The following is a 12,039-nucleotide window of genomic DNA, read 5'->3' on the forward strand; positions in this document are numbered from 1 at the left end:
AACGACCCACACGATGCCCACTGCCGGGCCTCGGCGTGATACCGGGTACAACCGCCTTCCGGAATCTCGCACAGCCCCTAACCTGATGCGCATGGGTGCGGGGGGAGACCTGGTGGACGGACGCTTCCAGCTGATCGAACAGCTCGGCAGCGGCGGAATGGGGACGGTGTGGCGGGCGAGGGACGCGGTGCTGCAGCGGGAGGTCGCGCTCAAGGCCGTGCGGTCGGACGCGGAGGTGTCGGACGTCTCGCGTGAGCGCGTGCTGCGCGAAGCGCGGGCGCTGGCCCGGCTCAATCACCCGAACGTCGTGACCATCCATCACATCGTCGATACGGATCCCCACCCGTGGCTCGTGATGGAGCTGGTGCCCGGACCCTCCCTCCAGGAACGGCTCTCGGCCGGCCCGCTGACGCCCGTGGAGGCGGCCGGCCTGGCACGTCAGGTGCTGTCCGCGTTGCGGGCCGCCCACGCGGTCGGCATCCACCACCGGGACGTCAAACCCGCCAACGTTCTGCTGCGCGCCGACGGAACGGCCGTGCTCACCGACTTCGGCATCGCGGGGATGCGGGGCTCGACCTCGCTGACGGCGACGGACGAACTCGTCGGATCGCCCGAGTACATCGCTCCTGAGCGCATCCGCGGCCGCGACGACGACCCCGCGTCCGACCTGTGGTCGCTCGGCCTGCTGCTGTACGTGAGCGTCGAGGGCGTCAGCCCACTGCGGCGTGCCACGACACTCGCCACCCTCGCCGCGGTGCTCGAAGAACCCGTGCCGCCGCCGGTGCGCTCCGGCGCCCTCGCCCCCGTGCTCCGGGCTCTGCTGGTACGCGACCCGGCGGCCCGCCCGGACGCCGAGCAACTGGACGCGATGCTCGCGCGGGTGGAGTCCGGCTCGGCGCCTCGCTGGGAGCGGCCGACGGTCACCGCGTCGGTGCCGCCGGCTCCGGCGCCTCCTCCCGGGTATCCGCCCACCCAGGTGGACACCCCGAGATCCGCCCTCGCGCCCGGCCTGCCCCGGAACCGGAAGCCGGCCGTGATCGCGGTGGCCGCAGCGGTGCTGGCCGCCACCGCGGCCTTGACGACCGCCCTGGTGCTGACACTTCGCGGTCCGGGGAACGACGGGGCGAGCAGTGCGGTGGGCACCTCGCCGATCACGGCGTCCACGCGGCCGGAGACCACTGCGGCGAGTTCCCCGCCCGAGCGGACTGCCGAGGCATCGCCGGCCCCGGCAAAGGACGCGACATCGGGCGCGACGACGGATCCGACGGGGCGGCCAACCGCTGAAGCGACGCGGTCGGCCGCCCCGGCCGACCAGCCTCCCCTGCCTGACGGCCGCTGGATCGCCCAGCTCTACTCCGATCCCGTCAGCGCGGGCATCGCCGACCGTGACAAACGGCTCGCCACGATTCGGCGGTCGGTGCCCGAAGCGGAGGTGCTCCGCAGCGACGACTATGCGTCATTGCACCCGGGCTACTGGGTGATCTACGTTCCTGGCCCCTTCACCGACGGACGCTCCGCACTGGCCTTCTGCGCCGCGCGCGGCAGAACCACGGCCAACGCGTGCATCGGCCGCTACCTGAGCACGAGCGCGGCCGACTTCCCCCTCCAGTGCCGCCCACCCGCCGACCGGCCAACCGGCCGCTGTACCCGTTCCTAGTGTGATGCGGGAGGCCGTTGTGGCGGTGCCGTCACGGCCCCTCACAGCCTGCGCTCCATGCTGTCGAGCCCTTTCCTCCTGTGCTCCCGGAGCACAGTTCCCCTCTCGGGCAAGAATCCGGGCTCCGGGGCCACGCGATGCTAGAAAAGAAGGATGGTGGGACTTTCGAGGCTATTGCCGGCCTCATGGTCATGGTCACTGCGCCGACGGCATACGTGTTCCTCGGCCCCCGGCCCTGAGCCCGCCCATCACGAGTGCCCCCGGGAGTCTCCTCGCCATGCCCCTTCCTGGTGGTCGCGTGTCCGGGGGCTTGGGCGCAGCGTCGCCGGGCAGGTGTTCCTGCTGCAGGCGGCGGTCGTGGTCGCCCTGGTCATTGCCGCGGTCGCGGCCTTGGTGCTCCAGGCCCGGCGCGACAGCCTGCACGACGCCCGTGCTCGCACACTGGCGGTGGCCCACACGTTCGCGAGCGCACCGGGGACGGCGCAGGCGCTGACCGGCCGCAATCCCACCGCGACCCTGCAGCCGCGTGCCGAGCGGGTCCGTAAGCAGACCGGCGTCGCCTTCGTCGTCGTCTTCGACCGCGACGGAATCCGTGTCACCCACCCCGATCCCTCCTTGATCGGGAAACGCGTCATCGGCCCGTATCAGCAGCAAACGGTCCAGGGCCTCACCGTCACGAGAACCTTCAACACCTCCCGCGGCCCGGCCGTGGACTCGGGCGTGCCCGTCATCCGGGCAGACGGGAAGATCGTCGGTGCGGTGTCCGTCGCGATCACCGTCCAGCGCGTGAACGCGGTGGTCAAACGGCAGGTGCCGGTGGTACTGGGTGCGGCCGCCGTCGCGCTCGCCCTGGGTACGGGCGGATCGGCGCTGGTGAGCCGACGACTGCGTCTGCAGACTCACGGCCTCGGCCCGGCGGAGGTGACCCGCATGTACGAGCACCACGACGCCGTGCTGCACGCCGTCCGGGAAGGCGTGCTGATCACCGCCGGAGACGGGCGGCTGATGCTGGCCAACGACGAGGCCCGGCGGCTGCTGGATCTGCCCCCGGACGTGGAGGGGCGCCCCATCGCCGCCCTGGGCCTGGATCCGGGCATGGTCGACCTGCTGACGGCGGACCGTCCGGTCACCGACGAGATGCACTTCGCGGGGGAACGGCTGCTGGCCGTGAACGTGAGGCCCACCGCTCCCTACGGCGGACAGGCGGGCTGTGCGGTGACGCTGCGGGACGCCACCGAGTTGCGGGCGCTCGCGGGCAGGGCCGAGCGGGCCCAGCAGCGGCTGCGGCTGCTGTACGAAGCGGGCATGCGGATAGGCACCACCCTGGACGTGACGCGCACCGCGGAGGAGGTCGCCGAGGTCGCGACGTCCCGCTTCGCCGACTACGCCGCCGTCGAACTGCTGGAGCCCGTGCTGCACGGCGCCGAGCCCGGGGACACGGCGGGTTTGCTCCGCGCCGCGTGGCGCGGCGTGAGGCAGGGTCCTCCGTTGCCCGCGGCGGGCGAGCGCGTCGTCTGGGACGCGGCCACCCCGATGGCGGTGGCCCTGGCCGGCGGGCACGCGGTGCTGGAGCGGGATCTGACCGTCTCCCCCAGTTGGCTCGCGCGGGTTCCGGAGCTTGCCCGCCTGGTGCCCGACCTGGGACTCCGTTCGCTGATCAGCGTGCCGCTCAAGGCCCGCGGCGTGGTGCTGGGCCTGGTCACCTTCTGGCGTTCGGAGCACAGCGGCCTCTTCGAGGAAGAGGATCTCCCGGTCACCGAGGAGCTGGCCGCCCGCGCCGCGGTGTGCATCGACAACGCCCGCCGCTACACGCGCGAACACACCGTGGCCGTCGCCTTGCAGCACAGCCTGCTCCCCCGCGTTCTGCCCGAGCAGAACGCGCTGGAGGTCGCCCACCGCTACCTGCCCGCCCGGGCCGGGGTGGGCGGCGACTGGTTCGACGTCATCCCGCTGTCCGGAGCCCGCGTAGCCCTGGTGGTCGGCGACGTCGTCGGCCACGGCCTGCACGCCGCCGCCACCATGGGGCGGCTGCGCACCGCGGTGCACAACTTCTCGGCCCTCGACCTGCCCCCCGACGAGCTGCTCGGCAGTCTCGACGAGCTGGTCACGCGGATCGACCAGGACGGACCAGAGGGTGAGCAGGACGTCACCGGGGCTACGTGTCTCTACGCCATCTACGACCCGGTGGACCAACAGGTCACCCTGGCCAGGGCCGGCCATCCGGGACCCGCCCTGGTCCATCCGGACGGCACGGTCGTCCTCCCCGACATACCGGGCTCCCCGCCCCTCGGCCTGGGCGGCGGCCTGCCCATCGAAACCGTCGAACTGCGGCTGCCGGAAGGGACCAGCCTGGTGCTGTTCACCGACGGCCTGATCGAGACACGTGAACGGGACATCGACACCGGCCTCGCCCTGCTGCGGCAGGCCCTCACCCAACCCCCGCACACCCCGACCCGCGATCCGGAGCACACCTGCCAGGCAGTCTTCGACGCCCTGCGACCGGACCACCCCCGCGACGACATCGCCCTGCTGGTAGCCCGCACCCGCCTGCTGCACCCCACCCAGGTCGCGGCCTGGGACGTACCACAGGACCCCGCGGCCGTCCGCCGTGTCCGCGACGGTGCCGGCCGCCGGCTTGAGGTGTGGGGCCTGGAGGAGATCGCCTTCACCACCGAGCTGATCATCAGTGAACTGATCACCAACGCGATCCGCTACGGAACCGAGCCCATCCGCCTGCGCCTGCTGCGCGACCGCTCCCTGATCTGCGAGGTTGCCGACGGCAGCAGCACCTCTCCCCGCCTGCGCAGGGCCACCGCCACCGACGAGGGCGGACGCGGCCTGTTCCTTGTGGCCCAGTTCGCCCAGCGCTGGGGAACCCGCTACACCCCCCGCGGCAAGATCATCTGGACCGAACAGGCCCTCCCCGGCGTGCCGGACGACGCCGGCCCCCTCCTGGCCGACGCCGCACCGTGAGCTGGGACGGGCACGGTGCCCGTCCCAGGACCTGGTCGCGACCGTCTCCACACGAGGGCACCGACGGCCGTCGGTGCGGGGCTCTCTCCATCGCTGCCGCGACAAGAAGCCCAGCCGGGCGAGGAACGTCCGCCGCCTGCCCAGCAGATCGGCGACGCGGCCGCCGAGCAGGGTGAAACCGGCCGTCTGGGAACGGTCACCCGGGTCCGTGGGTGCTGCATGCACCTGCGGTGCCGCCCGGGAGGGTGTAAGTAGAAAATATGCGCCTGCGGCAGCGGTTTTCACACCGCCCTCGCTCACGGCAGGCCGGTGACGCTCTGCTGGCGCTTCCGCTGGGCTTGATCGTGGCGATCGTGCTGGTCGACGTACTGGCCCCACATGGCTTGCCGCTGGGCCCGTCGCTACTGATCGTGGCGCCCGCGCTCACCGCGTCCTTCGCGTCCACCCTCGTCACGGGGACGATTGCCGCCCTGACTGTGGTGGGCATGCTCGTCATCGGTCTTCAAAGCGGCCACCTGCTGGGCGGCACGATGTCCTTCGGTTCGCAGTTCATCGCCCTGCTGGTGGTGTCGGTGATCGTGACCGTCTTCCGATATCTGCGCGAGCGGCACGCCCGTGAGCTGGCGCTGGTGCGGATGGTGTCGGAGGCCACGCAGCGGGTGGTGCTGCGACCTCTGCCGCGGCGGATCGGTCCGCTGCGGGTGGGATCGGTGTACATGGCGGCGCAGGAGGAGTCCCTGATCGGCGGCGACCTGTACGCGGCCGCCCGCACTCCCACGGGTACCCGGCTGATCATCGGCGATGTGATGGGCAAGGGCCTGACCGCGATCAGCGACGCCGCTCTGCTGCTGGGAGCCTTCCGGGAAGGCGCACACCGTCAAGCCACGCTCCCCGACCTCGCGTCCTACCTGGACCACAGCGTGTACTGGAACCTGACCGACTCCACCGAGGCGGGGGCGGCCGGGGAGTCCTTCATCACCGCCGCCATCCTCGACATCCCCGACGCGCTGCCCCAGGTGCACATGGTCACCTGCGGGCATCCGCCCCCCGTGCTGCTGCACGGCGGAAATGTCTCCACACTGCACGCCACCTGCCCCGCCCCACCGCTGGGACTGGGCACACTGACCGACCACCGCTACCGCGTCGACACCTTCGCGCTCGAACCCGGAGACACGCTGCTGCTGCACACCGACGGGGTGATCGAGGCACGGGACGCCCGGGGCGCCTTCTACCCGCTGGCCGAACGCGCCGGCTCCTGGGGCCACCACAGCCCGTCCGCGCTGGTCCATCACCTGCGCACCGACTTGCTCGCCCACGCCGGTGGACACCTGGCCGACGACGCGGCCATGGTCGCCGTCCAACGCAGCCGTCGGCCAGTGTCCGCCGAGGAAGCCGACCGCTCTCCTGCTCGGCCCGCCAGAGAAGGCGACCAGGCACCCGACTCGGAGACCATCTCCGACCCCGGCATGACACGTTGAGCGGGTCGGTGCGGATCAGCCGGCGATCCATCCGGCACCGCATGCACAAGGAATCGATCCGTGAGCGGAGTCGCACACAGTCAGGAGTGGCTGCTGAACCCCATGGCCAACGGCGCCCCGCAGGGGCGCAGTTGGCTACTCGCTGTACAGATGGGCAACGACGTCGTCAGAGGACGTCGTAGGTCAGGTGCGTCGCGGTCGATGTCGAGGTCACGCTTCGCCGCACCAGTGCGCGCGGCGCTCCGCCGGTGAACAGTGGCGTCCCTGCGCCCAGCAGGACGGGCATGAGGTGCAGCGTCAGAGTGTCGACCAGGCCGGCGTCGAGCGCCGAGCCGATCGTGGCGCCGCCGCCCATGAGGACGACGTCGAGGTCTTTGCCGCTGTCCGACGACGCCGCCTCGGCGCGCTCACGCGCGGCGGTGACGGCATCGGGCAGACCGGTGGTGACGAACGTCCAGTCGAGGTCGGTGAGCCGCACCGACTCCGGCGGCGAACTCGTCACGACGACAAACGCGGGCTTTCCGACCTCGCCGGCCCCGTAGCCGGTCTTGTCGTCCCAGCCGTTCGGCCCGTCGACGACGTCGAAGAGCCGGCGGCCCAGGACGACGGCGCCCGAGCGTGCGGTCCCCTCGCGCAGATACCGGCGGTCCTCGGGGTCGTCGGAAAACGCCCAGGTGTGCAGGGCCTCGCCGCCGGTCCCCAGCCCGCTGTCCGGGCCGGGGTCGGGCCCGGTGACGAAGCCGTCGAGGGAGACCGAGATGTCAGCGATGATTCGGGTCATGCCAGGGCAGACCCGATCCGCCGCCCGAACTCATCGCTCACGTCGCGGCTCTCCAGGGGGAACACGTGGTGTCTGTTCGGGCTGGTCAGCAAGAAGTGGGCTCATTGGGGGGCGGATTCGCATCCGGGACACGCCGCATGCGTGCTGCTGACCGTCGGGCCCGGTGCGGCGCCGCTCGTCCGACGGCTGCTGCGTCACGGACCCGGCGTCCGCCCCGGACGGCCAGGACAGCGACCCGGGGAACCTTCCCGGTCAGAGCACTGGGCGCACTGGGCTGCGTTGCCGGCGAACGACCGGATCGTGTTACGAGCCCTCGGCAGTTCTCTGAGTGATCCGGCGGGCGGCCTCGACGACTGCCGAGCGGTGCAGGGCCAGTCGCTCTGGCGACCAGGACTGGCTGACCTGTCCGGGGTCGACGTCCTCGGCGGCCCAGAACCATGCCTGGGCCATGGCGAGGACCATGGTCAGGAGATCGTCCGGCTGTATCTCCGGGGCGAGATCGCCACGCTGCTGCGCGTGGGCCACTTCCGCGGTTTTGCGTCGGAAAGCGTGCGGTTCGAGACCGGCGACGGACGGGCGTTCCAGTAGCCTCCACAATCGCAGGCGCATCAGGTCCGGCCGGGCGACGAGGTGGTCGAAGATCGCGCCGGCGTATCCGGGCAGGTCCTCGACGTCGAACGGGACCGACTCGGCACCCTCTGTCATCGCCCGTTGCAGCACCTCGTCGAACAACTGCTCCTTGTTGCCGAAGTAGACGTAGATCAGCCGCTTGTTCGCACCCGCCGCCTCGGCGATCCGGTCCACTCGGGCGCCGGCGATGCCGTAGGCGGCGAACTCGGTGAAGGCGGCGTCGAGCAGCCTGGCCTTGGTGGCGCTGGAGTCCCGTGGCATGTCCACCACCCTAGCAAGTAACTATCTAGTTATTGACACCCGCGGGCAGCCCTTCTACCGTATGTAACTATCCAGTTAGATACCTACGGAGGAACCACCGATGGAACACCGTGCACTGGGCAGCCAGGGACTGACCGTCAGCGAGCAGGGTCTCGGCTGCATGGGCATGAGCGTCTTCTACGGCGCCACCGACGAGGCCGAGTCGCTGGCCACGATCGACCGCGCGCTGGAGCTGGGCGTCACCCTGCTGGACACCGCCGAGAGCTACGGCCCCTTCGCCAACGAGCAGCTCCTCGGCAAGGCGCTGGCCGGGCGCCGGGACGCGGCCGTCCTCGCCACCAAGACCGGTGTGGAGATCACCGACGACGGCAACGTGCTCGACCTGAACGGCCGGCCCGGGTACGTGCGCCGGGCACTCGATCGTTCGCTGCGGCACCTGGGCACGGACCACGTGGACCTGTACTACCTGCACCGCATCGACCCCAAGGTGGCCATCGAGGAGACCGTCGGCACGCTGGCAGAGCTGGTTGCCGAGGGCAAGGTCCGCCACATCGGCGTGTGCGAGGCGTCCGCCCAGACGATCCGGCGTGCCCACGCCGTGCACCCGCTCACCGCTGTCCAGACCGAGTACTCGCTCTTCGAGCGCGACATCGAACACAACGGCGTGCTCGACACCCTTCGAGAACTGGGGATCGGACTGGTCGCCTACTCCCCGCTGGGGCGTGGCTTCCTCTCCGGCGCCATCACCAGCCCCGACGACTTCGCCGAGGACGACTGGCGCCGGACGGACCCCCGCTTCCAGGGCGAGAACTTCGACCGCAACCTCGACGTCGTCCGCGAGGTGCGCCGCATCGCCTCCGCCAAGGACGTAACGCCCTCCCAACTGGCCCTCGCCTGGGTCCAGCATCAGGGCGCGGTCGCCATCCCGGGCACCAAGCGCCGCCGCTACGTGGAGGAGAACATCGCCGCGACCGATGTGACCCTCTCCGCCGAGGACCTCGCCGCGATCGAGACGGTGGCCCCGCACGGCGTGGTCGTCGGCGACCGCTACGCACCCGAGTTCATGGGCACGCTCAACGGCTGAGACCCGACCAGCGCCCCACTGAACTGAACGACGCACCGTGGCTTCCTGGAGGGCGGGCGGATCGAGACGGCCGCGTCTCCGATGCGCTGCCCTCTGGGGAACTGCGTGACCTCATGCCCGTGCTTGCCCTGAGCAGCGCCCCGCTCACGCCCCCCATGGGCGCCGGCTCCGACCGTGAGCACCGGCCCGCCACCGTCGTCGACCGTCACCGCGGTATCGCGGACCTGAACCTTCACCCTCTACCTGGAGTCTGTCTGTGAAGATCGTCATCTTCGGCGCGTCCGGCATGATCGGACAGGGCGTACTGCGCGCCTGTCTCCTCGACCCCGCTGTCACGGGTGTGCTGGTGGTGGTTCGCAGCCCGCTGGGCATCAGCCATCCCAAGCTGCGGGAAGTCATCCACGAGGACTTCACCGATCTGTCCGCCATCTCCGGACAACTGGCCGGTTTCGACGCCTGTTTCTACTGTCTCGGCATCTCCTCCGCCGGCCGCAGCGAGGCCGAGTACACCCGCATCACCTACGACTACACCCTCGCCGCCGCACGTGCCGTCTCCGCGTCCAACCCCGGACTGACCTTCACCTACATCTCGGGAGAGGGCACCGACAGCAGCGAAGACGGCCGGACCATGTGGGCCCGCGTCAAGGGCCGCACCGAGAACGCCCTACTGGCCATGCCGATGAACGCGTACATGTTCCGCCCCGGCTACATCCGCCCCCGCCACGGAGCAGTCTCCAGGACCCCGGTGTACCGCGTCCTCTACGCCCTCACCTCCTGGCTCTACCCGCTGCTGCACCGCCTCTCTCCCGGACACACCACCACCACCGAACACATCGGCCGCGCCATGCTCGCCGTCACTCGCCCCGGAGCGGTCGAACAGCGGATCCTGTACAGCCCGGAGATCAACCGATTGGGCGGCGAGAGCGAGGCCACAGCGACGAAGACAGGGTGACCGACCGCCGCTTCACTGGTCCCGCAAACCACGATCCGGCGGATCCTGCCCGCCGAACGCACCGGCCTCCGGCTCCTCGATCTGCATGTCCACGGAGCCGCTGACGCTGCCCCGCGAGACGACTGGGAGGGCGCGAGTTCCGCGATCACCGGCTCGCGCACCCGTAAGCGTTCACGTGGTCCACGGGTGGGTGCGGTCGCGCGGCCACGCCCTTCCCGATGTCTACGAGCAGGATGACGGGTGGCTGTTCGCCGAACGCAGACTGATGGTCGACTGGACCGAGACGCGAGCCTCCGTCGCCCCTGCCCTGGCTGCTCGCCACGTCGCTCAAGCCGGCCGTCACTGATCACCACGTCGACCTTCACGTTCATCAGGACGTGGAACAACTTCGTCACGCAGATGATCTACCTGTACGCCCCGGAGAAATTCATCATCACCCTGACCCTGCGCAAGGCGGCGGAGGACGGAGTGCCCGTCAAGTCCGGCGCGTACGCCGGACACCTGCGCGCCCTGCTGACCCCAGGCTCGCTCGCCGGCGGTATTGACGTGCCGCCCCTCGTCGTCGTCCTGCTGGTCGGCTCCGCGCTGACGCGCAGGCCCTGCCCGGCGTCGACGTCGTGGCCTCTGCGCTCGTCCTGCTCACCCTCGGCCTCACGGGCGTGGCCCTGGGCACCACCGCATTGTCGGCAGTGCGCCGGCTGTCCCTGCGCGAGGCCCTCCTGCGCTCGGTCGCAGGACAGCGGGGGGCCGTGCAGGACCGGTAGCCCGTGCGTCAGCGCACAGTGATCACGGTCTTGCCGCGGGAGTGGCCCTCCTCCACATGGCGCATGGCCTCGGCCGTATCGGCCAGGGAGTAGGTCCGGCCGACCACGGGAGTGACCTGACCGGTCCCGATGAGCGCGGTCACGGCGAGCAGGTCCTCGTGGGCCGGACCGCCCGGGGTCGCCGGGATGATCGGGCGCAGGCTGTGCCGGGTGACCGCGTTGACCGCGGCCAGTTTCAGCATGGAGCCGATCGCCCCGAACACCCGGCCGGGTGAGCCGCCGCCGTTGGCCACAAGGACTCCGGTCGGGGTGAGCGCCCGACGCAGTCGGCCCGGCGGAAGGTTGCCCACGTTGTCCAGGATCACGTCGTAGCGGGCGCGTCCGTCGGTGAAGTCCTCGCGGGCGTAGTCGATGACGTGCGCGGCGCCCAGTGAGCGCACCAGTTCGGTGCTGCCGGCGCTGCACACCCCGGTGACCTCCGCGTCCAGGCCGGCCGCGATCTGTACGGCGAAGGTGCCCACGCCGCCGCCCGCCCCGTTGACCAGCACCCGCTGCCCGGCCCGGACCCGGCCCACCGTCCGGATGCCGCGCAGTGCGGTCACCGCCCCCATCGGCACGGCCGCGGCCTGCTCGAAGGACAGACTCTCGGGTTTGGGCACCAGCAACTCCGCCGTCGCGCACGCGTATTCGGCGAACGCCCCCGCGCAGAAGCCCAGCACCGGAGTGCCGGGCCGGAGCCCTCCTACGCCGGCGCCGACAGCCTCCACCACTCCGGCCGCGTCGATGCCGGCCACCCGGCACTTCGGACGGCTCAGTCCCATGCCTCCCATCAGCCGTGCCGCGTAAGGGTCGCCGCGCATCATGTGCCAGTCGTAGGGGTTGAGCGCGGCGGCGTGCACACGAACCAGCACCTGGCCGGCCCCGGCCCGGGGCCGGTCGACTTCCTGCAGCCGCAGGATGTCCGGCGGCCCGAACCGCTCCTGGAGCACTGCCTTCACGCTCTGCCCCCATCTCCTCGGGATCCGTCACGACCGACACATGACCGCCATGCGGGTGAGGGCACGGTAGGCGTACGCGGTACAGCCGTCAATGGCCACCGACTGGCGGGACGGGGCGCTCGGTCCGCGGAGAGCCGTACCGACATCAACCACCATGTAGCCGTAACTCCGCGGCTGCCACGCCGTGTCCGGGTCGCCGTCCACCGCGGCGTCGCCCGGTCGAGCGCATGGGAGGAGCCGAGGTCCACCGCCCACCAGCCGTCCGTGCGCGGCCGGTTGTCGCGGGAGACCGCCCAGCGGGTCGGTCGCTGCCTCCGCGTGCACGGCAACACGAAGTCGGTCTCCGGGTGTTCGGCGAGGGCGGCGCGCACCCGCTCCTCCGTGACCACTGTGCGGAACAGCACCGCCAGGCCGTGCACCGCAGTCCCGCAGTCCCGCCGCCAGCCGTCGAAGCACGGACG

At 71.0% G+C, this 12,039-nt stretch carries 9 protein-coding genes and 1 pseudogene; 7 read left to right on the plus strand and 3 right to left on the minus strand.

Annotated features, from left to right (window positions below):
* Positions 1-91: 91 nt before the first annotated feature.
* The 3 genes from ACWC91_RS38460 to ACWC91_RS38470 all read left to right on the plus strand — a co-directional run bounded on the left by ACWC91_RS38460 (position 92) and on the right by ACWC91_RS38470 (position 6,108).
* Entirely contained in the window at positions 92-1,657 is a 1,566-nt protein-coding gene (locus ACWC91_RS38460) for a serine/threonine-protein kinase (protein ID WP_225079906.1), read from the plus strand.
* A 333-nt stretch (positions 1,658-1,990) separates the two neighbouring features.
* Positions 1,991-4,630 (plus strand): SpoIIE family protein phosphatase/ATP-binding protein, encoded by a 2,640-nt coding sequence (locus tag ACWC91_RS38465; RefSeq protein WP_225079905.1) that lies wholly within the window; start codon positions 1,991-1,993, stop codon positions 4,628-4,630.
* A gap of 260 nt (positions 4,631-4,890) precedes the next feature.
* Positions 4,891-6,108 carry a PP2C family protein-serine/threonine phosphatase gene (locus tag ACWC91_RS38470; protein ID WP_225079904.1) on the plus strand — a complete coding sequence of 406 codons (1,218 nt, stop codon included), beginning with the start codon at positions 4,891-4,893 and terminating at the stop codon, positions 6,106-6,108.
* Between the two features lie 166 nt (positions 6,109-6,274).
* On the opposite strand, the gene ACWC91_RS38475 is transcribed toward ACWC91_RS38470, so the two are convergent.
* Together ACWC91_RS38475 and ACWC91_RS38480 are read right to left on the minus strand one after the other, a co-directional pair.
* Entirely contained in the window at positions 6,275-6,889 is a 615-nt protein-coding gene (locus ACWC91_RS38475) for a dihydrofolate reductase family protein (RefSeq protein ID WP_225079903.1), read from the minus strand.
* A gap of 303 nt (positions 6,890-7,192) precedes the next feature.
* Positions 7,193-7,780, minus strand: coding sequence for a TetR/AcrR family transcriptional regulator (locus tag ACWC91_RS38480; RefSeq protein WP_225079902.1), 588 nt, complete (start codon positions 7,778-7,780; stop codon positions 7,193-7,195).
* Positions 7,781-7,880: 100 nt separating this feature from the next.
* Between ACWC91_RS38480 and ACWC91_RS38485 the strand changes: the two genes are divergently transcribed.
* From ACWC91_RS38485 to ACWC91_RS38500, 4 genes and pseudogenes are all read left to right on the plus strand, one after another.
* Positions 7,881-8,864 carry an aldo/keto reductase gene (locus ACWC91_RS38485; RefSeq protein WP_225079901.1) on the plus strand — a complete coding sequence of 328 codons (984 nt, stop codon included), beginning with the start codon at positions 7,881-7,883 and terminating at the stop codon, positions 8,862-8,864.
* Positions 8,865-9,120: 256 nt separating this feature from the next.
* The gene (locus ACWC91_RS38490) at positions 9,121-9,816 is read left to right on the plus strand and encodes an epimerase (protein WP_450726249.1); all 696 of its coding nucleotides are present in this window, start codon (positions 9,121-9,123) and stop codon (positions 9,814-9,816) included.
* A gap of 330 nt (positions 9,817-10,146) precedes the next feature.
* Positions 10,147-10,266: pseudogene (locus ACWC91_RS38495) on the plus strand (carbohydrate ABC transporter permease); the annotation flags it as partial.
* A gap of 167 nt (positions 10,267-10,433) precedes the next feature.
* Positions 10,434-10,580: a hypothetical protein gene (locus ACWC91_RS38500; RefSeq protein ID WP_225079938.1), complete on the plus strand. Its 147-nt coding sequence runs from the start codon at positions 10,434-10,436 to the stop codon at positions 10,578-10,580.
* An 8-nt stretch (positions 10,581-10,588) separates the two neighbouring features.
* Here the strand turns inward: ACWC91_RS38500 and ACWC91_RS38505 are convergent, their stop codons facing one another.
* Positions 10,589-11,578: an NAD(P)-dependent alcohol dehydrogenase gene (locus tag ACWC91_RS38505; protein ID WP_450643816.1), complete on the minus strand. Its 990-nt coding sequence runs from the start codon at positions 11,576-11,578 to the stop codon at positions 10,589-10,591.
* Positions 11,579-12,039: the final 461 nt, after the last annotated feature.

This window comes from Streptomyces sp. NPDC001204, from assembly GCF_053598035.1.

Bases quoted from the DNA above. Each gene is read 5' to 3' on its own strand.
- ACWC91_RS38460 (WP_225079906.1), top strand. From the start codon at position 92: ATGGGTGCGGGGGGAGACCTGGTGGACGGACGCTTCCAGCTGATCGAA.
- ACWC91_RS38470 (WP_225079904.1), top strand. From the start codon at position 4,891: ATGCGCCTGCGGCAGCGGTTTTCACACCGCCCTCGCTCACGGCAGGCC.
- ACWC91_RS38475 (WP_225079903.1), bottom strand. From the start codon at position 6,889: ATGACCCGAATCATCGCTGACATCTCGGTCTCCCTCGACGGCTTCGTC.
- ACWC91_RS38480 (WP_225079902.1), bottom strand. From the start codon at position 7,780: ATGCCACGGGACTCCAGCGCCACCAAGGCCAGGCTGCTCGACGCCGCC.
- ACWC91_RS38485 (WP_225079901.1), top strand. From the start codon at position 7,881: ATGGAACACCGTGCACTGGGCAGCCAGGGACTGACCGTCAGCGAGCAG.